This is a genomic window from Streptomyces sp. NPDC043996 (assembly GCF_056435225.1).
Genome location: NZ_JBWKEY010000012.1, coordinates 116,551 through 139,091, shown reverse-complemented (window position 1 = coordinate 139,091; position 22,541 = coordinate 116,551). Strand labels below are relative to the sequence as shown.

The window sequence follows — 22,541 nt, the reverse complement described above, 5'->3', positions numbered from 1 at the left end:
GCCTCTCCGTGAGGAGGGGCGCCCCAGGCGCGTTCGGCGGGAATGCCATGCTGGTTTTTGTGACGTAACGTCCGGATATGAGCAACCCCGTGCCGCCGCGCGACAAGCCCGACCAGCCGTGGCGCTCCGAAGGCGCGCCCGAGCCCGAGCCGGGGCCGCCGCCGAAGCGGAAGATGCCCGGCGGCTGGATGGGGCTCATCCTCACCGCCCTGATCGTGTATCTGATCGCCAACATCGTCCTGTCCTTCTTCAATGAGGGCGACGAGCCGACGATCTCGTACACCGAGTTCAGCAGGCAGGTCGACGACGGCAACGTGTCGAAGCTGTACTCCAAGGGCGACGCGATCCAGGGGCAGCTGAAGAAGGAGCAGAAGGACCCCGACGGCGACGGGAACTACACGAAGTTCAAGACCCAGCGGCCCGCCTTCGCCGACGACAAGCTGTGGGAGGACCTGACCAAGAACAAGGTCACGGTCACTGCGGAGCCGGTGGTGCAGGAGCGCAGCTTCCTGTCGAACCTGCTGATCTCGCTGGCGCCGATGCTGCTCCTGGTCGTGCTGTGGATCTTCATCGCGCGGCGGATGGCGTCGGGGATGGGCGGGGCGGGCGGGATGCTCGGGCGCAAGCAGCCGCCGAAGCCGGTGGAGCTCGAACCGGGCAAGAAGCGGACGACGTTCGCGGACGTGGCGGGGATCGACGAGGTCGAGGGCGAGCTGAACGACGTCGTCGACTTCCTGCGGAACCCGGAGGAGTACCGGAAGATGGGTGCCCGGATGCCCGGTGGTGTGCTGCTCGCGGGACCTCCGGGCACGGGCAAGACACTCCTCGCGCGGGCGGTGGCGGGGGAGGCGGGGGTGCCGTTCTTCTCGGCGTCGGCCTCGGAGTTCATCGAGATGATCGTGGGGGTCGGCGCCTCGCGGGTGCGGGAGCTGTTCGCCGAGGCCCGCAAGGTGGCGCCCGCGATCATCTTCATCGACGAGATCGACACGATCGGCCGGGCGCGCGGCGGCGGCAGTGGCATGGGCGGCCACGACGAGCGCGAGCAGACCCTCAACCAGATCCTCACCGAGATGGACGGCTTCTCCGGTTCGGAGGGCGTCATCGTCATCGCGGCGACGAACCGGGCCGACATCCTGGACCCGGCCCTGACGCGGCCGGGCCGCTTCGACCGGGTGGTGCACGTCTCGCCGCCCGACCGGGGCGGCCGCGAGGCCATCCTCACGATCCACACCCGGGCGATCCCGCTGGCGGACGACGTCGACCTCGCGCAGGTCGCGCGTACCACGCCGGGCATGACCGGCGCCGACCTCGCGAACCTGGCCAACGAGGCGGCCCTGCTCGCGGTCAAGCGCAAGCAGTCGGCCGTCACCCAGGCCGACCTCTCCGAAGCCCTGGAGAAGGTCCAGCTGGGCGCCGAGCGGCCGCTGGTGATGCCCGACGAGGAGCGGCGCCGCACGGCGTACCACGAGAGCGGGCACGCGCTGCTCGGCATGCTGCAGCCGGGCGCCGACCCCGTCCGCAAGATCACCATCGTGCCGCGCGGCCGCGCCCTCGGCGTCACGCTCTCCACCCCGGACTCCGACAAATACGCGTACACCGAGGAGTATCTGCGCGGCCGCATCATCGGCGCGCTCGGCGGCATGGCGGCCGAACACGTCGTCTACGGGGTCATCACCACGGGCGCCGAGAACGACCTGGAGCAGGTCACCAACATCGCGCGCGGGATGGTCGCCCGCTGGGGCATGAGCGAGCGGGTCGGCCGTCTGTCGGCCCTGCCGAACGACGCCCAGCAGGCCTACGGCCTCGCCGCGGCCCCGGGGACCCTCGACACCATCGACGGCGAGATGCGCCGGATCGTCGACGAGTGCTACGAGAGTGCCTGCCGCCAACTCCGCGACCACCGCGCCCAGCTGGACGCCCTGGCCGCGGCCCTCCTGGAGAGCGAGACGCTGGAGGAAGCGGACGCCTATCGGGTGGCCGGGATCACGCGGCTGCACAAGGACGGCTGACACCTAGGCGCACGGTTCGCGCGCTACGGAACCCAGGGAGCCGCCCGCTGTCTACGTAGTCGTACGGCCCCTACGGAGAGGGGTGTCAGGGCGTCCGCGCGATCAAGTAGCGGAAGACGTTCGGCATCCACACCGTGCCGTCCCCGCGTCGGTGCGGGTGCAGGGCCTCGGTGAGCTCCTTGTCGACCTGCGCCTGGTCCGTCGCGCCGATCGCCGCGTCGAACAGGCCCGTGGACAGCAGCCCGCGGACGGCGCTCTCCATGTCGGCGTACCCGAAGGGGCACGCCACGCGGCCCGAGCCGTCGGGCCTGAGGCCCGCGCGCTGCGCGACCTCCTCCAGGTCGTCCCGGCACGCCGCGCGCCAGCCGCCCGTGCCGCGCAGGGGGTCGGCGAGCCGCGTGGCCACCCGGAGCACCGCCGACGTCGTGCACCGCTCCGGCGGGCCCCATCCGGCGAGGACCACCGGCGCCCCGCGCGCGGCCAGCGGCGCCCCCGCGCGGAGCAACTCCGACAGGTCGTCGCAGTCGCCCGCGGCGCAGCCGATCGGCTGGAAGGCGGTCACCAGGGTGTACGCGGGCGTGTCCGGGCCGCCGACGTCCCTGGGGGAGCCGTCGACGAGCCGCGTGCCCGTGCGGGCGCCCAACCCCCCGTCCGGCGTGAGGCGTTCCCGGGCCAGGGCGAGCCGCTCGGGTGCCGACGGCTCCACTCCGGTCACCGCGGCCCCGCGCGAGGCGGCCATCAGCAGCGCGAGCCCGGAGCCGCAGCCGAGGTCGAGCAGCCGGGTGCCGGCGCCCACTTCGAGCCGGTCGTACACCGCTTCCATGAGCGGGACCAGCATCCTCTCCTGGATCTCCGCCCAGTCACGCGCGCGTGCGCACCGGTCCACACGAGGGCGTGCACCCGCGCGCGGGAGGTGTGAGTGCACGAGCGTAGGTGTCATCGAAAGCGCCCCAATCCGCCGAGTTGTCGAGCTGGTTCCTGCGGTTCGTCCGCCCCCACGACGTGCGGTCGCTCTTCCCCCGTATGCCAGAGAACTCCGCTTCCGTCGTGGCGTCCAGGGGTTGTCCGGCAATGCTTGCGTGCCACCGTCGTGCGCCCCCTGAAGGCGGTGGTGCCCGGCACTCCAGGCGCCCCGGACGTACCATGCGCGCCATGGCAAAGGCACCCGTACTCACGCCCCGCGCGGACGACTTCCCCCGCTGGTACCAGGACCTGATCACCAAGGCCGAGCTGGCCGACAACGGCCCGGTGCGCGGCACCATGGTGATCCGGCCGTACGGGTACGGCCTGTGGGAGCGGATGCAGCGGGACATGGACGCGCGCATCAAGGAGACGGGGACGCAGAACGCGTACTTCCCGCTCCTCATCCCGCAGTCGTACCTGACGCGGGAGGCCGAGCACGTGGAGGGCTTCGCCCCGGAGCTCGCGGTCGTCACGCACGGCGGCGGCAAGCAGCTGGAGGAGCCGGTCGTGGTCCGGCCGACGTCGGAGACCATCGTCAACGAGTACTTCTCGAAGTGGGTGCAGAGCTACCGCGACCTGCCGCTGCTGATCAACCAGTGGGCCAACGTGGTGCGCTGGGAGCTGCGGCCCCGGCTCTTCCTGCGCACCTCGGAGTTCCTGTGGCAGGAGGGCCACACCGCGCACGCGACGTACGAGGACGCGCGGGACTTCGCCGCCCGGATCCACCGGGACGTGTACGGCGCCTTCATGCGGGACTTCCTCGCCATGGACTTCGTCCTGGGCCGCAAGACCGCCAAGGAGCGCTTCGCCGGAGCCATCAACACCCTCACGCTCGAAGGGATGATGGGCGACGGCAAGGCCCTCCAGCTCGGCACCAGCCACGAACTCGGCCAGAACTTCGCGCGCGCCTTCCACACCCGGTACCTGTCCAAGGAGGGCACCCAGGAACTGGTCTGGCAGACCTCCTGGGGTGCCACGACGCGTCTGGTCGGCGCCCTGGTGATGACGCACGGCGACGACCACGGCCTGCGCCTGCCGCCGCGTCTCGCGCCGGTGCAGGCCGTGGTGCTCGCCGTGAAGGACGACGACGCGGTGCTCGCCGAGGTCCGCGCGGTCGGCGAGCGGCTCGCGGCGGCGGGCGTGCGCGTCCAGGTCGACGACCGTACGGACGTGCCCTTCGGGAGGCGAGCGGTCGACTGGGAGCTCAAGGGGGTGCCGGTGCGCGTGGAGATCGGCCCGCGCGACCTGGCGAACGGCACCGCGACGCTCGTGCGCCGCGTCGCGGGCGGCAAGGAGCCGGTGCGTCTCGACGCGCTCGAAGCGCTGCTGCCCGCCGCCCTGGAGGCCGACCAGGAGCTGCTCCTCACCCAGGCCCGGGAGCGGCGGCTTTCCCGTACGAGCGAGGTGAGCGGCGTGGCGGAGGCCGTGGAGGTGGCGGCGGCGGGCGGCTGGGCGCGGGTTCCGTGGGCGGCGCTCGGCGCGGCGGGCGAGGCCAGGCTCGCCGAGCACGGCGTGACCGTACGGTGTCTGGTCACGGAGGACGGGGCGGTGCCGGACGCCGAGGACGCACCGGGTAACGTCGCTCTCGTGGCACGCGCGTACTGAGATCCGGCATTCCGGTCGGAGCGGCTCGGCGGCGTGCCCGGGCGCCTTCACGAGGTGTTCGCTGACGCCCCGGCAACAGGGGTCCCGGCGCGAGGAGTTGACCTAAGCGCCGGGGCGTACGCGCCGCTACGTACCGGCTTGATGCGAGCTGTGAGGCTTCTCCGCAGATCAGCGCACCCGCCCTCGTCCGGACGCATCAACGGCAACTGACGGGTAAGTGCAAAATATTTGAGATGCCCCGGAATGGAACCCGGAGGCACCTCGGCTCGTTGTCACGACGTGAGCACGACACCACCTGTTCTCGCCGCAGAGCTGGCACAGGCGTGGGCCGATATTCAGCGGCACCACCCTGAGCTGCCGGACCTAGCCGCGCCCGAATCCCTGATCGGAGAGTCGTCGTCCGCCTGTGGCGCCGAGCTCTCCTTCGAGCGACTGCTGCATGAAGCAGTCCACGGCATCGCCGCGGCCCGCGGCGTACGCGACACCTCGCGCGCGGGCCGCTACCACAACCGCAGATTCCTAGCGATCGCCGAGGAGCTGGGCCTGGACCACCCCGAGGAGCCACATCCGAGCAGCGGCTTCTCCCTGGTCACACTCAACCCCGAGGCCAAGAAGCGTTACCGCCCCACCATGGACCGGCTGCACCGCGCCCTGAAGGCGCACACGGCCGCGACCACGGCGGACACCTCACGCACCTTCCGCGGCCCGGCCGCCCGGCACGGCTCGTCGGGAGGCGGCGTGCGCGTCAAGGCCGTCTGCGACTGCGGGCGCAACGTCCGCGTCGTGCCGTCCGTGCTCGCCCAGGCCCCCATCATGTGCGGCGGCTGCGGCAAGCCCTTCCGCATCCCGGAGGTCGTGGGCGTGGGAGCGGCGGCGGGATAGCGCCCCCTCGACGAGAGCGGGCCCGCCGCGACCCCGTGAGGCGGCGGGCCCGCCCGTCGTGAGCTGGTGGGGGCACGGCTCCGGATTCGGCCGCCCCGGTGGCGTGTGGCACAATGGCAAGCTGTACTCGACAGCCGCACAGGACCCCTCTCTCCTCCGGCTGACGCGTCCATCGGGCCACTCGGGTACCGCAACCCCACGCGGCATCTCAGCTGTGTCCCACCACGTCAAAACCAGGAGAGTCCACTCCCGTGGCAGTCAAGATCAAGCTGAAGCGTCTGGGCAAGATCCGTTCGCCTCACTACCGCATCGTCGTCGCCGACTCCCGTACCCGCCGTGACGGCCGGGCCATCGAGGAGATCGGTCTGTACCACCCGGTGCAGAACCCGTCGCGCATGGAGGTCAACGCCGAGCGCGTCGCGTACTGGCTCTCCGTCGGCGCCCAGCCGACCGAGCCCGTTCTCGCCATCCTGAAGAAGACCGGCGACTGGCAGAAGTTCAAGGGCGAGCCCGCCCCGGCGCCGCTGCTGCAGCCCGAGGTCAAGGCCACCCGCCCGACCTTCGAGGCCGTCAGCGCCGAGGACGAGCCCAAGGGCGAGGCCATCACGCAGAAGGCCAAGAAGGCTGACAAGAAGGCGGACGAGGCCAAGGCTGACACCTCGGCCGCCGCCGAGTCGACCGAGGCCTGAGCATGCTCGAGGAGGCTCTCGAGCACCTCGTGAAAGGCATCGTCGACAACCCCGACGACGTACAGGTCGCCTCGCGCAACCTGCGCCGCGGGCGCGTCCTGGAAGTCCGGGTCCACCCGGATGACCTGGGCAAGGTGATCGGCCGCAACGGCCGCACCGCGCGCGCCCTGCGCACCGTCGTCGGTGCCATCGGCGGCCGTGGCGTCCGCGTCGACCTCGTCGACGTCGACCAGGTTCACTGAACCACAGGCAGCACCGGCTCGGGCCGGGGAGGGCTTCAGAGCCGTCCCCGGCCCGAGCTCGTTTTGGGGCCGAGACCCCGTCGCAGGCAGGGACAGGAGAGACAGCAGTGCAGCTCGTAGTCGCGCGGATCGGCCGCGCCCACGGCATCAAGGGCGAGGTCACCGTCGAGGTGCGCACCGACGAGCCGGAGCTGAGGCTCGGCCCCGGCGCCGTGCTCGCCACCGACCCCGCCGGGCGGGGACCGCTGACCATCGAGACCGGCCGGGTGCACAGCGGCCGTCTCCTGCTGCGCTTTGCGGGCGTACGCGACCGCACGGGCGCCGAGGCGCTGCGCAACACCCTGCTGATCGCCGAGGTCGACCCGAGCAGGCTGCCCGAGGACGAGGACGAGTTCTACGACCACCAGCTGATGGACCTCGACGTCGTCACCCAGGACGGCACCGAGGTCGGCCGGATCACGGAGATCTCGCACCTGCCTTCGCAGGACCTGTTCATCGTGGAGCGCCCCGACGGCAGCGAGGTGCTGATCCCCTTCGTCGAGGAGATCGTCACCGAGATCGACCTGGAGGAGCAGCGGGCGGTCATCGACCCGCCCCCGGGCCTCATCGACGACCAGGCCGAGATCGCCTCGACCCGGGACGCCGAGACCTCCCCGGAGGGCGACGCCTGATGCGGCTCGACGTCGTCACGATCTTCCCCGAGTACCTGGACCCCCTGAACGTCTCGCTCGTCGGCAAGGCACGCGCGCGTGGCAGCCTGGACGTCCACGTGCACGACCTGAGGGAGTGGACGTACGACCGGCACAACACGGTCGACGACACCCCCTACGGCGGCGGCCCCGGCATGGTCATGAAGACCGACCCCTGGGGCGCCGCCCTCGACGAGGTCCTCGCCGACGGGTACGAGGCGGGCCGGGGCGCCCCCGCCCTGGTCGTCCCGACGCCGAGCGGGCGCCCCTTCACGCAGGAGCTCGCCGTCGAGCTCTCCGAGCGCCCCTGGCTGGTCTTCACGCCCGCGCGCTACGAGGGCATCGACCGCCGGGTCATCGACGAGTACGCGACCCGGATGCCCGTCTACGAGGTCTCCATCGGCGACTACGTCCTCGCGGGCGGCGAGGCCGCCGTACTCGTCGTCACGGAGGCCGTGGCCCGGCTCCTTCCGGGCGTGCTCGGCAACGCCGAGTCCCACCGCGATGACTCCTTCGCGCCCGGCGCCATGGCCAACCTCCTGGAGGGCCCGGTCTACACCAAGCCCCCCGAGTGGCGCGGCCGCGGCATCCCGGACGTCCTGCTCAGCGGCCATCACGGCAAGATCGCCCGCTGGCGCCGGGACGAGGCGCTGCGCCGTACGACCGCCCACCGGCCGGACCTGATCGAGCGCTGCGACCCGGCCGCGTTCGACAAGAAGGACCGCGAGATGCTCTCCATCCTGGGCTGGGCGCCCGAGCCCGGCGGCCGATTTTGGCGCAGGCTGGAAGACGTGGAAGAATAAGCAGCTGCTGTGCGTCCAGCGTGCGCCCCTGCCACAGGGGGACACGACGTCCGCCCGACGCGACCAGCGGCCTCCGTACCGCGAATCCCTCGCGTACGGAAGCATCCGAACCTCATCCCGACATACCGCTGATGACCTGTGGCATCAGCGAGGAAGCAGACGATCATGTCTCACCTGCTCGACTCCGTCGACTCCGCATCGCTGCGCAGCGACATCCCGGCCTTCCGCCCGGGTGACACCGTCAACGTCCACGTCCGCGTCATCGAGGGCAACCGCTCCCGTGTGCAGCAGTTCAAGGGCGTAGTCATCCGCCGCCAGGGCGCCGGTGTCCGCGAGACCTTCACGGTCCGCAAGGTCTCCTTCTCCGTCGGCGTCGAGCGCACCTTCCCGGTGCACACCCCGATCGTCGAGAAGATCGAGCTCGTCACCCGTGGTGACGTGCGCCGCGCCAAGCTGTACTACCTGCGCGACCTGCGCGGCAAGGCCGCGAAGATCAAGGAGAAGCGCGACAGCTGATCGCGCGCTCGGCCCTCGGGCCGAGCTCCCGCAGGGGTCCACAGCCGGGCCGGATAGCATCTGGCCCCGATGGACACCGAAGCACAGCACACGGAGCGCGACCGCTCCTCCTCCCCTTGTGAACCCGACTCCCCGCGCGCGGACGAGCCGGACGCCGAGGGTGCGGAGGAGGAGCGGTCGCGCTCCGTTTTCGCGTCCTTCGTAGCCTGGCTGCCCGGCGGCCGCCTCACCCTGAGCGCCCTGCTGACCGTGGGCGCCCTGCTGCTCGTCAGCACCTTCGTGATGCAGCCCTACGAGATCCCGAGCGGCTCCATGGAGCCCACGTTCCGGGTCGGGGACCGGATACTCGTCAACAAATTGGCGTACCGTTTCGGATCCGAGCCACAGCGCGGGGACGCGGTCGTCTTCGACGGCAGCGGGTACTTCGGCGACGCGGACTACGTGAAGCGGGTCGCGGGCGTCGGGGGTGACCGCGTGGTCTGCTGCGACAAGCGGGGGAGGATCACGGTGAACGGCCAAGCGGTCGACGAGCCCTACCTCTTCCCCGGCGACAAGCCCTCCACCGTCCCCTTCGACGTCGTCGTGCCCGACGGCACGCTCTTCGTCCTCGGCGACCACCGCAGCGACTCCAGCGACTCCCGTGACCACCTGGGCTCCCCGGGCGGCGGCATGATCCCCGTGGACGACGTCATCGGCAGGGCCGACTGGATCGCCTGGCCGCTCAGCCGCTGGACCTCCCTGAAGCGCCCCGACGTGTACGCGCGCGTGCCCGCGCCCGGCGGCGCCCATGGGTAACCGAGGCCGTGCGAAGACCCCGCACCGGGCCGACGCCCCGCTGCCCACCGGCACCCGGCCGACGACAGGGCCCGTGCTGCCCGGCCGGGCCGACCGGCGCAAGCTCGCGCGGAAGGTCAAGCGCCGCAGGCGCCGCTCCGCGATCAAGGAGATACCTCTCCTCATACTCGTCGCCCTGCTCATAGCCCTGGTCCTGAAGACCTTCCTGGTGCAGGCCTTCGTGATCCCCTCGGGCTCCATGGAGCAGACGATCCGCGTCGGGGACCGGGTCCTGGTCGACAAGCTCACGCCGTGGTTCGGCAACAAGCCCGAGCGCGGCGACGTCGTCGTCTTCAAGGACCCCGGCAACTGGCTGGAAGAGGAGCGGGGCGAGAAGAAGGCCGACCCCGTGGTGATCAAGCAGGTCAAACAGGGCCTGACCTTCATCGGGCTGCTGCCGTCCGACGACGAGCGCGACCTGATCAAGCGCGTCGTGGGCGTCGGGGGCGACACCGTGAAGTGCTGTGACAAGAACGACAAGGTCACCGTCAACGGCGTACCGCTCGACGAGCCGTATCTGCACCCGGGAAACAAGCCCTCCGAGTTCGCGTTCGAGGTGAAGGTCCCCCAGGGCAGGCTCTTCGTCATGGGCGACCACCGCGCGGACTCCGCGGACTCGCGCTTCCACCGGAACGAGAAGTTCAGCGGCACCGTCTCCGAGGAGGAGGTCGTCGGACGGGCGCTCGTCATCGCCTGGCCGTTCGGTCACTGGCGCGAACTGGACGCTCCCGGCACCTTCGCGTCCGTACCCGACGCGCCCGGCGGGTCGGACGCGTCCACAGGTGCGTCGCATAGGGTGGCCCCCGGCGATCGCAATGCTATGACCGGGCTCCCGACCCCTGCGGAACTCCCGCTCGTTATGGGAGTAGTGGGCCTGCGTCGCGTACGGGGCAGGCAGCGGCACGGACTGAGGAGTGGATGTGGGGGATGTGGCGGTCGGCGCACGATCCGGACACGAGGGGCCCGAGGAGCGGCCCGGGCACTCCGAGGAGCCCGCGCCCGCGCCGTCGGTGGGCGGCGTGAGCGCCGCTTCTGACGCCCCGACCACCGGGGACGCCAGAACGCCCGGCGAGCCCGGCACACCGGTCCAGGCGCCCGGCGAGACGGGCGGCGAGCCGCCCGAGCCTCCCAAGCCGGCGAAGGCCAAGAAGCCCAAGTCGTTCTGGAAGGAGCTGCCGCTCCTCATCGGCATCGCGCTTGTCCTGGCCCTGATCATCAAGACGTTCCTGGTCCAGGCCTTCTCGATCCCGTCGGACTCGATGCAGAACACGCTCCAGAAGGGCGACCGGGTCCTGGTCGACAAGCTGACGCCGTGGTTCGGCTCCGAACCCGAGCGCGGCGAAGTCGTCGTCTTCAAGGACCCCGGCCACTGGCTGGACGGCGAGCCCACTCCGGAGCCGAACGCGGTCCAGAAGGTGCTCGGCTGGATCGGCCTGATGCCGTCGGCCGACGAGAAGGACCTCATCAAGCGCGTCATCGGCGTCGGCGGCGACACCGTGGAGTGCAAGGGCACGGGCCCGGTGACGGTCAACGGCAAGGCGCTCAACGAGCCGTACGTCTACCCGGGCAACACCCCCTGCACCGACGACGACCAGGGCGGCCAGTTCAAGATCAAGGTGCCCAAGGGCAAAATCTGGGTCATGGGCGACCACCGGCAGAACTCGCTGGACTCCCGCTACCACCAGAACCAGCCCGGTGGCGGCGCCGTGCCCGTCGACAACGTCGTGGGCCGCGCGTTCGTGATCGCCTGGCCTCCCACCCGCTGGTCGACGCTGCCGGTCCCGGACACCTTCGACCAGCCGGGCATCAGCCAGGCGATGAGCGCGGCACCGGCCGCGCTCGGCCTCGCGGGCGCCGTGCCGCTGGTGCTGTGGCGCCGCCGCCGCGCGGCCGCGGCCGTGGAGTCCCCGGGCGCCAGCAGGGTTTCTGGCGGGGGTACCGCCGGGTAGTCTGCCGTCCCAGATCGCCGATCATCCGCGGTCCGGCCCGCCCGGGCGTCCGCCGATCCCGCCCTTCGGCCCGCCGCCGGGCGGCCGGAGCCGCGGGATCGTCTCTGAGCCGGGGGAGCACTGGGAATGAGCGCAACAGGTCGTACGGACGAGGGCCACGGACACCTCGGCAGCGTGCTGTCGGGAGTCGCCGTGGCCCTCGGCTGTGTCCTCTTCCTCGGCGGATTCGTCTGGGGCGCCTTCGTCTACCAGCCGTACACCGTCCCCACCGGCTCGATGACGCCGACCATCGACGCGGGCGACCGGGTGCTCGCCCAGCGGATCGACGGCGACGACGTGCGCCGCGGTGACGTCGTCGTCTTTAGGCAGAAGAGCTGGGGCGACCTGCCGATGGTGAAACGGGTCGTCGGCGTCGGCGGCGACCGGGTCGCCTGCTGTACGGACGGCAGGCTGACCGTCAACGGCAAACAGATCGAAGAACCGTATCTCCCCAAGGGGGAAGGCGCCGCGGTCACCGGCATCCCGTCCCTCACGGTCCCCAAGGGGCGGCTGTTCCTGCTCGGTGACGAGCGCGGCGGCTCCCTGGACTCCACCGCGCACCTGGACGAGGTCGGCCGCGGCTCTGTGCCGCGGAGCGCCGTGAAGGGCCGCGTCGACGCCGTCGCCTGGCCGCTGGACGGCATGATCGGCCGCGCCACGGGCTTCGACGACCTGCCGGGCGGCACCTCCGAGCCCGGACCGCTGCCCCTGATGGTCACGGCGGTCGTGGCGGGGGCGGTCCTTGTGCTCGGCGGGGCCGCGTACGGGCCGATCGCCAAGCGGGTGCGCGGGCGCGGCCGCGGCCCGAGCGCGGCCCCGGAGGCGGCCGGTGTCGGCTGAGGGAGCGGTGGCGGGCGGCGGCCCCGGCGAGGGCCATGGCGCGGCGCGCGCCGACGCGCTGGCGGGACGGCCGCTGCGCAGGGTGGCCCGGGTCGTGCTGCTCGACCCCCAGGACCGGATCCTGCTGATCCACGGCCATGAGCCGGACGACCCGGCGGACGACTGGTGGTTCACGCCGGGCGGCGGCCTGGAGGGCGACGAGACGCGCGAGCAGGCCGCGCTGCGCGAGCTCGCCGAGGAGACCGGCATCACAGACGTCGTACTCGGCCCGGTGCTGTGGCGGCGGGTGTGCTCCTTCCCGTTCGCAGGGAGCCGCTGGGACCAGGACGAGTGGTACTACCTAGCACGTACGTCCGAGACGGCGACGCGCGCGGTGGGCCTGACCGACCTGGAGCGGCGCAGTGTCTCCGGAGCGCGTTGGTGGACGTGCCGGGAACTGGCCCTGGCGCATGAGACGGTGTATCCGACCAGGCTCGCCGAGCTGCTCCGCAAGCTGCTCGACGAGGGTCCTCCGGCCCGGCCCGAGACCCTGGACACGGAAATCGTGTAGGGGCTGCCGGGGCTGTCGCACAATAGGGGGACGCACGGCTGAAGGGGAACATGCCATGAGCGCCGAGGACCTCGAAAAGTACGAGACCGAGATGGAGCTGAAGCTCTACCGGGAGTACCGCGACGTCGTCGGTCTGTTCAAATACGTGATCGAGACCGAGCGGCGTTTCTACCTCACGAACGACTATGAGATGCAGGTGCACTCCGTCCAGGGTGAGGTGTTCTTCGAGGTCTCCATGGCGGACGCATGGGTCTGGGACATGTACCGGCCGGCGCGGTTCGTCAAGCAGGTGCGGGTGCTCACGTTCAAGGACGTGAACATCGAGGAGCTTAATAAGAGCGATCTGGAGCTTCCGGGCGGCTGAGGCCGTGAGGCCGGGGGTGGGGGTGGGGGCGGGGGCGGCTGAGTCGGTGCAGGCGGTCGGCCTGGTGCGGGTGTTCGGACTCGTGTGGGCGTTCGGCCTCATGCGGGTGTTCGGCCTCATGTGGGCGTTCAGACTCGTGTGGGTGATGGAGTTGTCCACAACCGGTCGGTAACGCACCAAGATCCACAACGTTCGGCCCGCCTCGCGACCGTGGGTGTCGGAGGTGGTGCCGACATGAACGCACGAGGCGCACTCGGCAAGTACGGCGAACAGCTGGCCGCCCGGCGGCTCGCCGAAGCCGGTATGACGGTCCTGGAGCGCAACTGGCGCTGCGGCAGGACGGGAGAGATCGACATCGTCGCCCGGGACGGCGACGCCCTGGTCGTCTGCGAGGTGAAGACCCGCAGGGCCGCGGCCTTCGAACACCCGATGGCGGCGGTCACGCCCGCCAAGGCTGAGCGGCTGCGCGGCCTCGCCGAGCGCTGGGTCCAGGAACACGGCGGCGCCCCACCGGGCGGCGTGCGGATCGACATCGTGGGTGTCCTGCTGCCGGAGCGCGGCGCACCCCTGGTCGAGCACGTGCGGGGGGTGGCCTGATGGGATTCGCGCGTACGTGCTCGGTGGCGCTCGTCGGCGTCGAGGGCGTCGTCGTCGAGGTGCAGGCCGACCTGGAGCCGGGCGTCGCCGCGTTCACACTGGTGGGCCTGCCCGACAAGAGCCTCACGGAGAGCCGCGACCGAGTCCGGGCCGCCGTGGTGAACTCGGGCGGCGAGTGGCCCCAGAAGAAGCTCACCGTGGGCCTGAGCCCCGCGTCCGTGCCGAAGGGCGGCAGCGGCTTCGACCTGGCGGTGGCCTGCGCGGTCCTCGGCGCCTCGGAGCGCATCGACCCCCGGGTCCTCGCCGACATCGTCATGATCGGCGAGCTGGGCCTCGACGGCCGGGTGCGCCCGGTGTGCGGCGTGCTGCCCGCCGTCCTCGCGGCGGCCGACGCCGGGTACGAACAGGTGGTGGTCCCCGAGTGCACGGCGGCCGAGGCCGCCCTGGTGCCGGGGGTCTCCGTGCTCGGCGTGCGCAGCCTGCGCCAGCTGATCGCGGTGCTGACCGACGAGCCCGTGCCGGAGGAGCCGCCGGACCACGGCGGCCGCCCCGACTCCCTGCTCGCGGGCCTCGGCCTGGCGGGAGCCGTGCTCGGCGTGGACATGGGCGGCGTCGGCGCGGCGGACCCGGGTCACGACCTGGCGGACGTGGTGGGCCAGCTCTCGGCGCGCACGGCGATGGAGGTGGCCGCCGCCGGGGGACACCACGTCTTTCTCCAGGGCCCGCCGGGCGCGGGCAAGACGATGCTCGCCGAGCGGCTGCCCGCGCTCATGCCCCGCCTCACCAGGGAGGAGTCGCTGGAGGTGACGGCGGTCCACTCGGTCGCCGGCCTGCTGCCACCGGGCAAGCCCCTGGTGGACACCCCGCCGTTCTGCGCGCCTCACCACTCCTCGACGATGCAGTCGCTCGTCGGCGGCGGCCGCGGCATCGCCCGCCCCGGGGCGGTGTCGCTGGCCCACCGGGGTGTGCTGTTCCTGGACGAGGCGCCGGAGTTCAGCGGGCACGCGCTCGACGCGCTGCGGCAGCCGCTGGAGTCGGGGCACGTCGTGATCGCCCGGAGCGCGGGCGTGGTGCGGCTGCCCTCGAAGTTCCTGATGCTCCTGGCGGCCAACCCCTGCCCGTGCGGCCGCTTCAGCCTGACGAGCGACGCGTGCGACTGCTCGCCCAACAGCGTCCGGCGCTATCAGGCCCGCCTCTCCGGCCCCCTGCTCGACCGGGTGGACCTGCGGGTCTTGGTGGATCCGGTGACACGCTCCGAGCTGACGGCACAAGGGGCGCGCGGCGAGAGCACGCGCGTGGTGGCGGCGCGAGTGTGGGAGGCCCGCGAGCGGGCGGCCAGGCGCTTCACGGGCACCCCCTGGCGCGCCAACGGCGACGTGCCCGGCCATGAGCTGCGCACCCGCTGGCCCGCGCTGCCCGGCGCGATGGTGGAGGCGGAGCGCTGCCTGGAGCGGGGCCTGCTGACGGCCCGGGGCCTGGACCGGGTGCTGCGGGTCGCGTGGACCATCGCGGACCTGGCGGGCCACGACCGCCCCGACGAGCACGATGTGGGCCTCGCCCTGCAACTGCGCACGGGGGTGCCCCGTGGGGCGCCCATGGTGGTGGGGGCACAGCCATGAGGGGCGGCCCGGACCACGCGAACGACCCACCACCGGCCACCGCGCCGGGCGCCTTGCCTCCGGCTGCCGTGCCGGGGAACCCGGCTTCGGCTTCAGGGCTGGGTGCCCCGGCTTCGGCTTCCTGGTCGGATGCCCCGGCTTCGGGCACTGTGCCGGGCGCCGCGCCCTCGGCTGCCGTGCCGGGCGCCCCGCCACCGGCCACCGTGCCGGGCGCCTCGCCTTCGGGCACCGCGCCAGGCCCCCCGTCCCTGGCCGCCGGATCGGGCGGCGCCCCACCCCCGGCCGCTGAACCAAACGCGGTGCCCCCGGCCGCTGAACCCGGCGCCCCGTCCCCGGCCGCTGAACCCGGCGCCCCGTCCCCGCCCGCCGAACCCGGCCCCCCGCCCCCGCCCGCCGAACCTGGCGCCCCGCCCCCGCCCACCGATCCCCTCCCCCCGCCCCCAGCCGCCGAACCCCACGCCGTCCCCCCGCCCGTCGCCCCCGACGAGGAGTGGCTCGCGCGGGTCGCTCTGACGCGGGTGATCGAGCCGGGGGACACCGTGGGGGGCTGGTGGTTGCGGGAGTGGGGCGCGGCGGCGGTGCTGCGGCGGCTCGTGGGCGGTGAGGCGATGCTGCCGGGGGTGAGCCCCCAGCGGTGGGAAGGGCTGCGGGCGCGGGCCGCGCGGGCGCGGGCGCCGCGGGATCTGGAGGTGGCCGCGGCGGCCGGGGCCCGGTTCGTGGCGCCCGCGGACACCGAGTGGCCCGCGCAGCTGGACGACCTGGGGGACGCGCGGCCCGTGGGGCTCTGGGTGCGAGGGCGGCCCTCGCTGCGGATCTGGGCCCTGCGGTCGGTGGCGGTCGTGGGCGCGCGGGCGTGCACGGAGTACGGGGCGCACATGGCGGCGAGCCTCGGCGCGGAACTCGCCGAGCGCGGGTGGGTCGTGGTGTCGGGCGGCGCGTACGGCGTGGACGGCGCCGCGCACCGGGGTGCCCTGGGCGCCGGGGGCGCGACCGTGGCGGTGCTCGCCTGCGGAGTCGACCGGCCCTATCCGCGGGGGCACGCGCGGTTGATCGGGCGGATCGCGGAACAGGGGCTCGTCGTGGGGGAGTTGCCGCCGGGCGACCATCCGACGCCGAGCAGATTCATCCTGCGGAACCGAGTGATCGCCGCCCTCACCCGCGGCACGGTCGTCGTGGAGGCCGCCTATCGCAGCGGTGCGCTGGTCACGGCGCGCAGCGCGCGGGAGCTCGGGCGGTTCACGATGGGGGTGCCGGGCCCGGCCACGAGTGGTCTGTCGGCCGGGGTGCACGAACTGCTGCGCGGGGAGGCGGTCCTGGTCACCGACGCCGCCGAAGTCGTGGAGCTGGTCGGTGACATGGGGGAGCTGGCCCCGCGGCGGCGCGGCCCTGTCGTGCCGCGCGATCTGCTCGACCCCGGCGCGGCCAGGGTGCTCGCCGCGCTCCCGGCCCGCGGCGGCACGCCGGTCCACGACATCGCGCGCGCCGCGGGCACCAGCGCGGACGACGCGGTCGCCAGGTTGTACGAACTTCGCTCACTGGGCTTTGTCGAACGACAGGGCGACGGCTGGCAGTTGACACGCCAGGCGATTCAGCCGGTCTTTAAGGAGGGGGGTGATACGTGACTGTGCGTGTTCCGCCGTATGGATGACGGCCCGTCTCGCGCCTGACACCCCAGGGAATCCGCGCAGTTGGCGCCGTAGATCCATTACGGAGAGCGACGGTAGCGGACCGGTCGGAGGTAAAGCGGAACGTATCTGCGTACGCGCGATCCCATACTCTTCGCTCACCGCGACACTTCAGTCACGCTACGCTCACGACGAATCCGGTGCAGACAGGCAATCAGACGGACAACCTCATTCACTTCACGCAAACCCACAACCGCACTAGTTCCGGCAACCTCCCAGGTTCACGGCAGAACGGCTCAAGGCGACGCATGCCCCAGCACACCTCCGGGTCCGACCGGGCGGCAGCTCCCCCCGCCGCCCGTAGCGGCGAGCAGGAGCGGCCCCCCGCGCCCTCGTCGCTGGACGAGCTGTGGCGGTCGTACAAGGCGACCGGTGACGGACGGCTGCGCGAGCAGCTGATCCTGCACTACTCACCGCTGGTCAAGTACGTCGCGGGCCGAGTCAGCGTGGGCCTGCCGCCCAACGTCGAACAGGCGGACTTCGTCTCCTCGGGGGTCTTCGGGCTCATCGACGCGATCGAGAAGTTCGACATCGAGCGCTCGATCAAGTTCGAGACGTACGCGATCACCCGCATCCGCGGGGCGATGATCGACGAGCTGCGGGCGCTCGACTGGATTCCCCGGTCGGTGCGGCAGAAGGCCCGCAACGTCGAGCGGGCCTACGCGACCCTCGAGGCGCGCTTCAGGCGCACGCCCTCCGAGGGCGAGGTCGCCGCCGAGATGGGCATCGCGGTGGAGGAACTGCACGCGGTCTTCAGCCAGTTGTCGCTCGCCAATGTCGTCGCCCTGGAGGAGCTGCTGCACGTCGGCGGCGAGGGCGGCGACCGGCTGAGCCTGATGGACACCCTTGAGGACACCGCCGCCGACAACCCGGTGGAGGTCGCGGAGGACCGCGAGCTGCGACGGCTGCTCGCCCGCGCCATCAACACGCTGCCCGAGCGCGAGAAGACCGTGGTGACGCTGTACTACTACGAGGGCCTCACGCTCGCCGAGATCGGCCATGTGCTCGGTGTCACCGAGAGCAGGGTCAGTCAGATCCACACCAAATCCGTGCTCCAGTTGCGGGCGAAGCTGGCCAGTTTTGGGCGCTGAACGCGCTGAATCGTCCCTCCCTCGCGCCCTTCTCCCGCCTCGCCGCGCCCTCGCTGCCAGGCCGAACGCCTGCCTGGCGGGCTCCCCTGGCGCGGACCGCGTCCGTAAAGTGGAGGCGTGCCAAGGATTCGAGCGGCCTCTGTGGCCGAGCACCGGTCGATGCAGCGCGGCGCCCTGCTGGACGCCGCGCGCACCCTGCTGTCCGAAGGCGGGACGGAGGCGCTGACGTTCCCCGCGCTCGCCGAGCGCACGGGGCTCGCGCGGTCGTCCGTCTACGAGTACTTCCGCTCGCGCGCGGCGGTCGTGGAAGAGCTCTGCGAGGTCGACTTCCCCGTCTGGGCGGCGGAGGTCTCGGCGGCGATGGAGCGGGCCACGACGCCCGAGGCGCAAGTCGAGGCCTATGTCCGCCAGCAGCTCGCGCTGGTGGGGGACCGGCGGCACCGGGCCGTGGTCGCCATCTCCGCGAGCGAGCTGGACGCCGGGGCGCGGGAGAAGATCCGGGCCGCGCACGGCGGCCTCGTGGCCATGATCGTGGAAGCCCTTGAGGCCCTCGGGCACCAGGAGCCGAGGCTGGCCGCCATGCTGCTCCAGGGCGTCGTCGACGCCGCCGTGCGGCGCATCGAGCTCGGCGTCGCCGAGGATCCCGCCGCGATCACGGAGGCGGCGGTCGCCATGGCGCTGGGAGGAGTGCGGGGCTGAGCCCCGGCCCCGGCCCCAGCCCCGGCCCTGGCCGCAGCTCCAGCCCCAGCCCTGGCCCCAGTCCTCGCAGGAGCGGCGGCAGCGGCGCCCGGGCCACCGGCAGCAGCCGGGACGGCCCCCGGCCAAGGAGCCACGGTGGCAGCAGGCTCAGAGGGTTCAGATAGGCGTCCGCCCTGCGCAGGCCCCAGTGGAGGCACGCCGTGGGGCAGTGGTAGCGGGCCGCCGCCTCCACGGTGCCTAGGACCTCGCCCGCCGCGACGCGGGCGCCCTTGCGCACCGTCGCCCTGACCGGCTCGTACGTCGTCCGCAGAGGTGGGTCGCCGGTGCCGTCCAGCTCCACCGCGAGCACGCCCCGGCCCGCCACCCGGCCCGCGAAGGACACCCGGCCCGGCGCCGCCGCCCGCACCGGGGCGCCCGGGGGCGCGGCCAGATCGACACCGCGGTGGCCCGGGCCGTAGGCCGACGCGGGAGGCTCCCAGCCGCGCACCACCACCGGGCGCGGCCCCAGTGGCCAGGAGCCGCCCACGGCGGGCACGGGATCGGCCGCCCGGGCGGCCAGGGGCGCCGCCAGGAGCAGGGCCGCCACCAGCGCGGCCGTCGTCATGATTCGTCGCACGCAAGACATGCGAGAACGGTCCCGCACCGCCCCGGGCCGTGCGGATCATGGCCGGGAACTGTGGACTACCAGCCGGTTGTGGACAGCGGCGTCACCCGGCACCCCGCGGGTCCCGTACACTTCATGTGGCGATCCGGGTCACCGGGTCGACTTCGCACGCCCCGGCACCGAGCTCTCGCAGCCACCGGTGTCAGCGCCTTTCGGTCCCGCACGCGAGTGCGTGGCACGGCGCGCGGCTGGGCGTCAGGACACAACCGAGAACACCAAGGAGTACGGCCATGGCCGTCGTCACGATGCGGGAGCTGCTGGAAAGCGGCGTCCACTTCGGTCACCAGACCCGTCGTTGGAACCCGAAGATGAAGCGCTTCATCTTCACGGAGCGCAACGGCATCTACATCATCGACCTTCTCCAGTCGCTGTCGTACATCGACCGCGCCTACGAGTTCGTCAAGGAGACCGTCGCCCACGGCGGCACGGTCATGTTCGTGGGTACGAAGAAGCAGGCGCAAGAGGCCATCGCCGAGCAGGCCACCCGCGTCGGCATGCCCTTCGTCAACCAGCGCTGGCTGGGCGGCATGCTCACCAACTTCTCGACCGTCTACAAGCGCCTGCAGCGCCTCAAGGAGCTTGAGGCCATCGACTTCGAGGACGTGGCCGCCTCCGGCCTCACCAAGAAGGAGCTGCTCGTCCTCTCCCGCGAGAAGGCCAAGCTGGAGAAGACCCTCGGCGGTATCCGCGAGATGTCCAAGGTGCCCAGCGCCGTCTGGATCGTGGACACCAAGAAGGAGCACATCGCGGTCGGCGAGGCCCGGAAGCTCAACATCCCGGTCGTCGCCATCCTCGACACCAACTGCGACCCCGACGAGGTCGACTACAAGATCCCGGGCAACGACGACGCGATCCGCTCCGTCACCCTGCTCACCCGCGTGATCGCCGACGCCGTCGCCGAGGGCCTCATCGCCCGTTCCGGCGTCGCCACCGGTGACTCCAAGCCGGGCGAGAAGGCCGCGGGCGAGCCGCTCGCCGAGTGGGAGCGCGACCTGCTCGAGGGCGAGAAGAAGGCCGACGAGGCCCCCAAGGCTGACGAGGCCAAGGCCGAAGAGGCCCCCAAGGCCGACGAGGTCAAGGCTGACGAGGCCCCCAAGGCCGAGGACAAGCCCGCCGAGGCCCCGGCCGCGGACGCCGAGCAGGCCTGACGCGTAAGCGTGGGCAGCACCTGCTGCTGCTGACGGCGGGGGCCCGTGCCACGAGCGCGGCCCCCGCCGTTCACCCGTAGATCTTCGACTGCGAGAAAGACTTTCGAGAATCATGGCGAACTACACCGCCGCTGACGTCAAGAAGCTCCGTGAGCTCACGGGCGCCGGCATGATGGACTGCAAGAAGGCGCTGGACGAGGCCGACGGCAACGTCGACAAGGCCGTCGAGGCGCTGCGCATCAAGGGCCAGAAGGGCGTCGCCAAGCGCGAGGGCCGCTCCGCCGAGAACGGCGCGATCGTCTCCGTCATCGCCGACGACAACTCCACCGGTGTCATCGTCGAGCTGAAGTGCGAGACGGACTTCGTCGCCAAGGGTGAGAAGTTCCAGGCCGTCGCGGGCGCGATCGCCGCCCACGTCGCCAAGACGAACCCGGCCGACATCGAGGCCCTGCTGGCCTCCGAGATCGAGGCCGGCAAGACCGTCCAGGCGTACGTCGACGAGGCCAACGCCAACCTCGGCGAGAAGATCGTCCTGGACCGCTTCGCGCAGTTCTCCGGCGGCTACGTCACCGCGTACATGCACCGCACGATGCCCGACCTGCCCCCGCAGATCGGTGTTCTCGTCGAGCTCGACAAGCCGAACGCCGAGATCGCCAAGGGCGTCGCCCAGCACATCGCCGCCTTCGCGCCGAAGTACCTCACCCGTGAGGACGTTCCGGCCGAGGTCGTCGAGACCGAGCGTCGCGTCGCCGAGGAGACCACCCGCGCCGAGGGCAAGCCCGAGGCCGCGCTCCCGAAGATCGTTGAGGGTCGTGTCAACGGCTTCTTCAAGGACGCCACTCTTCTGGGTCAGCCGTACGCCCTCGACAACAAGAAGTCCGTCGAGAAGGTCCTGCAGGAGGCCGGTGTCACCCTGAAGCGCTTCTCGCGCATCAAGGTCGGCATCTGAGTCCGTACCACGATCGACGGTGGACACCGCTAGGGTCTACCGCGGTCGCCCGCGTACGCAGCGGCGTACGCGATGGGCGTGACGTCGCGCGCGGGGCCCGTGCCGGGAACGGGACCACGGGATCCTCGTACGCGACGGACGACCGCAAGATCTGACGAGGAGGCCATTGCCGCGCATGGGATGAACACCACCCACCGGCAATGGCCTCTTCGTATGTGCACCACAAGGAGAACTCCATGACCAAGGCCGACACCAAGACTGACGACGGCAAAGTAGCCGGGCGCTTCCTGCTGAAGCTCTCCGGCGAGGCGTTCGCCGGAGGCGGCGGCCTCGGCGTCGACCCCGATGTGGTGCACAAGATCGCCCGGGAGATCGCGGCCGTCGTGCGTGACGGCGCCCAGATCGCCATCGTCATCGGCGGTGGCAACTTCTTCCGCGGCGCCGAGCTCCAGCAGCGCGGCATGGACCGGGCCCGCTCCGACTACATGGGCATGCTCGGCACGGTCATGAACTGCCTCGCCCTCCAGGACTTCCTGGAGAAGGAGGGCATCGACTGCCGCGTGCAGACCGCCATCACCATGGGGCAGGTCGCCGAGCCGTACATCCCGCTGCGCGCCGTGCGCCACCTGGAGAAGGGGCGCGTGGTCATCTTCGGCGCCGGTATGGGCATGCCGTACTTCTCCACCGACACCACCGCCGCCCAGCGCGCTCTGGAGATCGACGCCGAGGCCCTGCTCATGGGCAAGAACGGCGTCGACGGGGTCTACGACTCCGACCCCAAGAAGAACCCGGACGCGGTGAAGTTCGACTCCCTCGGCTACGGCGAGGTCATCACCCGCGACCTGAAGGTCGCCGACGCCACCGCCGTGACCCTGTGCCGGGACAACAAGCTGCCCATCCTGGTCTTCGAACTGCTCGCCGAGGGCAATATCGCCCGGGCGGTCAAGGGTGAGAAGATCGGCACGCTGGTCGGCGACCAGGACTCCCGGGCCTGAGCCGAGGACGCCCCCGCTGAGGCGCCCGGGCGGGCTCCGTGGGGCTCCGCGGGGGCTCTGTGGGGGCTCCGTGGGGGCTCCGTGGGGATAGACAAAGCCCTGCCGGTCGGACACCGTGCA

24 protein-coding genes are annotated in these 22,541 nt (G+C 71.8%); 22 read left to right on the top strand and 2 right to left on the bottom strand.

Features of this window, described 5'->3' with window-relative positions; all coding sequences use genetic code 11:
* Window positions 1-77 precede the first annotated feature (77 nt).
* Window positions 78-2,009: an ATP-dependent zinc metalloprotease FtsH gene (gene ftsH, locus AC07A4_RS28885; protein ID WP_478603943.1), complete on the top strand. Its 1,932-nt coding sequence runs from the start codon at window positions 78-80 to the stop codon at window positions 2,007-2,009.
* 85 nt (window positions 2,010-2,094) lie between these two features.
* On the opposite strand, the gene AC07A4_RS28880 is transcribed toward ftsH, so the two are convergent.
* Window positions 2,095-2,949 (bottom strand): class I SAM-dependent methyltransferase, encoded by an 855-nt coding sequence (locus tag AC07A4_RS28880; RefSeq protein ID WP_478603941.1) that lies wholly within the window; start codon window positions 2,947-2,949, stop codon window positions 2,095-2,097.
* A 212-nt stretch (window positions 2,950-3,161) separates the two neighbouring features.
* Between AC07A4_RS28880 and proS the strand changes: the two genes are divergently transcribed.
* The 18 genes from proS to AC07A4_RS28790 all read left to right on the top strand — a co-directional run bounded on the left by proS (window position 3,162) and on the right by AC07A4_RS28790 (window position 18,665).
* Window positions 3,162-4,577: a proline--tRNA ligase gene (gene proS / locus AC07A4_RS28875; RefSeq protein ID WP_478603939.1), complete on the top strand. Its 1,416-nt coding sequence runs from the start codon at window positions 3,162-3,164 to the stop codon at window positions 4,575-4,577.
* A gap of 243 nt (window positions 4,578-4,820) precedes the next feature.
* The gene (locus AC07A4_RS28870) at window positions 4,821-5,459 is read left to right on the top strand and encodes a hypothetical protein (protein WP_478603937.1); all 639 of its coding nucleotides are present in this window, start codon (window positions 4,821-4,823) and stop codon (window positions 5,457-5,459) included.
* Window positions 5,460-5,710: 251 nt separating this feature from the next.
* Window positions 5,711-6,148, top strand: a complete 438-nt coding sequence (rpsP, locus tag AC07A4_RS28865) for a 30S ribosomal protein S16 (protein WP_478603935.1) — start codon at window positions 5,711-5,713, stop codon at window positions 6,146-6,148.
* Between the two features lie 2 nt (window positions 6,149-6,150).
* Window positions 6,151-6,390 (top strand): RNA-binding protein, encoded by a 240-nt coding sequence (locus AC07A4_RS28860; RefSeq protein ID WP_030361979.1) that lies wholly within the window; start codon window positions 6,151-6,153, stop codon window positions 6,388-6,390.
* Between the two features lie 107 nt (window positions 6,391-6,497).
* Window positions 6,498-7,061 carry a ribosome maturation factor RimM gene (rimM, locus tag AC07A4_RS28855; RefSeq protein ID WP_478603933.1) on the top strand — a complete coding sequence of 188 codons (564 nt, stop codon included), beginning with the start codon at window positions 6,498-6,500 and terminating at the stop codon, window positions 7,059-7,061.
* Entirely contained in the window at window positions 7,061-7,882 is an 822-nt protein-coding gene (gene trmD, locus AC07A4_RS28850; protein WP_478603930.1) for a tRNA (guanosine(37)-N1)-methyltransferase TrmD, read from the top strand. The genes rimM and trmD overlap by 1 nt, the downstream gene beginning before the upstream one ends.
* A 165-nt stretch (window positions 7,883-8,047) precedes the next feature.
* A complete protein-coding gene (gene rplS / locus AC07A4_RS28845; protein WP_454406885.1) occupies window positions 8,048-8,398 on the top strand; it encodes a 50S ribosomal protein L19 in 351 nt (116 codons plus the stop codon).
* A gap of 69 nt (window positions 8,399-8,467) precedes the next feature.
* Window positions 8,468-9,193 carry a signal peptidase I gene (lepB, locus tag AC07A4_RS28840; protein WP_478603928.1) on the top strand — a complete coding sequence of 242 codons (726 nt, stop codon included), beginning with the start codon at window positions 8,468-8,470 and terminating at the stop codon, window positions 9,191-9,193.
* Window positions 9,186-10,268, top strand: coding sequence for a signal peptidase I (lepB, locus tag AC07A4_RS28835; RefSeq protein ID WP_478603926.1), 1,083 nt, complete (start codon window positions 9,186-9,188; stop codon window positions 10,266-10,268). Before lepB (AC07A4_RS28840) ends, lepB (AC07A4_RS28835) begins: the two co-directional genes overlap by 8 nt.
* Complete coding sequence (gene lepB, locus AC07A4_RS28830; RefSeq protein ID WP_478603923.1) at window positions 10,252-11,181, top strand: signal peptidase I; 930 nt, start codon at window positions 10,252-10,254, stop codon at window positions 11,179-11,181. The genes lepB (AC07A4_RS28835) and lepB (AC07A4_RS28830) overlap by 17 nt, the downstream gene beginning before the upstream one ends.
* A gap of 126 nt (window positions 11,182-11,307) precedes the next feature.
* On the top strand, window positions 11,308-12,060 hold the full coding sequence (gene lepB, locus AC07A4_RS28825) for a signal peptidase I (protein WP_478603920.1): 753 nt from the start codon (window positions 11,308-11,310) through the stop codon (window positions 12,058-12,060).
* A complete protein-coding gene (locus AC07A4_RS28820; RefSeq protein WP_478603917.1) occupies window positions 12,050-12,610 on the top strand; it encodes an NUDIX hydrolase in 561 nt (186 codons plus the stop codon). Before lepB (AC07A4_RS28825) ends, AC07A4_RS28820 begins: the two co-directional genes overlap by 11 nt.
* Before the next feature lie 55 nt (window positions 12,611-12,665).
* Entirely contained in the window at window positions 12,666-12,974 is a 309-nt protein-coding gene (locus tag AC07A4_RS28815; protein ID WP_003965949.1) for a DUF2469 domain-containing protein, read from the top strand.
* Between the two features lie 234 nt (window positions 12,975-13,208).
* The gene (locus AC07A4_RS28810) at window positions 13,209-13,571 is read left to right on the top strand and encodes a YraN family protein (RefSeq protein WP_478603909.1); all 363 of its coding nucleotides are present in this window, start codon (window positions 13,209-13,211) and stop codon (window positions 13,569-13,571) included.
* Window positions 13,571-15,190 (top strand): YifB family Mg chelatase-like AAA ATPase, encoded by a 1,620-nt coding sequence (locus AC07A4_RS28805; RefSeq protein ID WP_478603907.1) that lies wholly within the window; start codon window positions 13,571-13,573, stop codon window positions 15,188-15,190. Before AC07A4_RS28810 ends, AC07A4_RS28805 begins: the two co-directional genes overlap by 1 nt.
* Window positions 15,191-15,699: 509 nt before the next feature.
* Window positions 15,700-16,812 (top strand): DNA-processing protein DprA, encoded by a 1,113-nt coding sequence (gene dprA, locus AC07A4_RS28800; protein ID WP_478604328.1) that lies wholly within the window; start codon window positions 15,700-15,702, stop codon window positions 16,810-16,812.
* A 311-nt stretch (window positions 16,813-17,123) separates the two neighbouring features.
* Window positions 17,124-17,966: an RNA polymerase sigma factor WhiG gene (gene whiG, locus AC07A4_RS28795; protein WP_478603906.1), complete on the top strand. Its 843-nt coding sequence runs from the start codon at window positions 17,124-17,126 to the stop codon at window positions 17,964-17,966.
* 141 nt (window positions 17,967-18,107) lie between these two features.
* Window positions 18,108-18,665: a TetR/AcrR family transcriptional regulator gene (locus AC07A4_RS28790; RefSeq protein WP_478604325.1), complete on the top strand. Its 558-nt coding sequence runs from the start codon at window positions 18,108-18,110 to the stop codon at window positions 18,663-18,665.
* Here AC07A4_RS28790 and AC07A4_RS28785 read toward each other — a convergent pair.
* Entirely contained in the window at window positions 18,619-19,281 is a 663-nt protein-coding gene (locus tag AC07A4_RS28785; protein ID WP_478603904.1) for a murein hydrolase activator EnvC family protein, read from the bottom strand. The genes AC07A4_RS28790 and AC07A4_RS28785 overlap by 47 nt on opposite strands.
* Window positions 19,282-19,559: 278 nt before the next feature.
* Here AC07A4_RS28785 and rpsB point away from each other — a divergent pair, with 278 nt between their 5' ends.
* The 3 genes from rpsB (at window position 19,560) to pyrH (ending at window position 22,421) form a co-directional block, all read left to right on the top strand.
* Window positions 19,560-20,477 carry a 30S ribosomal protein S2 gene (gene rpsB, locus AC07A4_RS28780; RefSeq protein ID WP_478603902.1) on the top strand — a complete coding sequence of 306 codons (918 nt, stop codon included), beginning with the start codon at window positions 19,560-19,562 and terminating at the stop codon, window positions 20,475-20,477.
* A gap of 112 nt (window positions 20,478-20,589) precedes the next feature.
* Window positions 20,590-21,426 carry a translation elongation factor Ts gene (tsf, locus tag AC07A4_RS28775; protein WP_478603901.1) on the top strand — a complete coding sequence of 279 codons (837 nt, stop codon included), beginning with the start codon at window positions 20,590-20,592 and terminating at the stop codon, window positions 21,424-21,426.
* Window positions 21,427-21,662: 236 nt separating this feature from the next.
* Window positions 21,663-22,421 (top strand): UMP kinase, encoded by a 759-nt coding sequence (gene pyrH, locus AC07A4_RS28770; RefSeq protein ID WP_478603898.1) that lies wholly within the window; start codon window positions 21,663-21,665, stop codon window positions 22,419-22,421.
* Window positions 22,422-22,541: the final 120 nt, after the last annotated feature.

What these genes read in the sequence shown, in the direction of transcription:
- lepB (WP_478603920.1), top strand. Translation starts at nt 11,308, where the DNA reads ATGAGCGCAACAGGTCGTACGGACGAGGGCCACGGACACCTCGGCAGC.
- AC07A4_RS28815 (WP_003965949.1), top strand. Translation starts at nt 12,666, where the DNA reads ATGAGCGCCGAGGACCTCGAAAAGTACGAGACCGAGATGGAGCTGAAG.
- whiG (WP_478603906.1), top strand. Translation starts at nt 17,124, where the DNA reads ATGCCCCAGCACACCTCCGGGTCCGACCGGGCGGCAGCTCCCCCCGCC.
- AC07A4_RS28810 (WP_478603909.1), top strand. Translation starts at nt 13,209, where the DNA reads ATGAACGCACGAGGCGCACTCGGCAAGTACGGCGAACAGCTGGCCGCC.
- lepB (WP_478603928.1), top strand. Translation starts at nt 8,468, where the DNA reads ATGGACACCGAAGCACAGCACACGGAGCGCGACCGCTCCTCCTCCCCT.
- AC07A4_RS28870 (WP_478603937.1), top strand. Translation starts at nt 4,821, where the DNA reads ATGGAACCCGGAGGCACCTCGGCTCGTTGTCACGACGTGAGCACGACA.
- AC07A4_RS28860 (WP_030361979.1), top strand. Translation starts at nt 6,151, where the DNA reads ATGCTCGAGGAGGCTCTCGAGCACCTCGTGAAAGGCATCGTCGACAAC.
- lepB (WP_478603926.1), top strand. Translation starts at nt 9,186, where the DNA reads ATGGGTAACCGAGGCCGTGCGAAGACCCCGCACCGGGCCGACGCCCCG.
- rpsB (WP_478603902.1), top strand. Translation starts at nt 19,560, where the DNA reads ATGGCCGTCGTCACGATGCGGGAGCTGCTGGAAAGCGGCGTCCACTTC.
- proS (WP_478603939.1), top strand. Translation starts at nt 3,162, where the DNA reads ATGGCAAAGGCACCCGTACTCACGCCCCGCGCGGACGACTTCCCCCGC.
- trmD (WP_478603930.1), top strand. Translation starts at nt 7,061, where the DNA reads ATGCGGCTCGACGTCGTCACGATCTTCCCCGAGTACCTGGACCCCCTG.
- rplS (WP_454406885.1), top strand. Translation starts at nt 8,048, where the DNA reads ATGTCTCACCTGCTCGACTCCGTCGACTCCGCATCGCTGCGCAGCGAC.
- ftsH (WP_478603943.1), top strand. Translation starts at nt 78, where the DNA reads ATGAGCAACCCCGTGCCGCCGCGCGACAAGCCCGACCAGCCGTGGCGC.
- tsf (WP_478603901.1), top strand. Translation starts at nt 20,590, where the DNA reads ATGGCGAACTACACCGCCGCTGACGTCAAGAAGCTCCGTGAGCTCACG.
- AC07A4_RS28880 (WP_478603941.1), bottom strand. Translation starts at nt 2,949, where the DNA reads ATGACACCTACGCTCGTGCACTCACACCTCCCGCGCGCGGGTGCACGC.
- pyrH (WP_478603898.1), top strand. Translation starts at nt 21,663, where the DNA reads ATGACCAAGGCCGACACCAAGACTGACGACGGCAAAGTAGCCGGGCGC.
- AC07A4_RS28805 (WP_478603907.1), top strand. Translation starts at nt 13,571, where the DNA reads ATGGGATTCGCGCGTACGTGCTCGGTGGCGCTCGTCGGCGTCGAGGGC.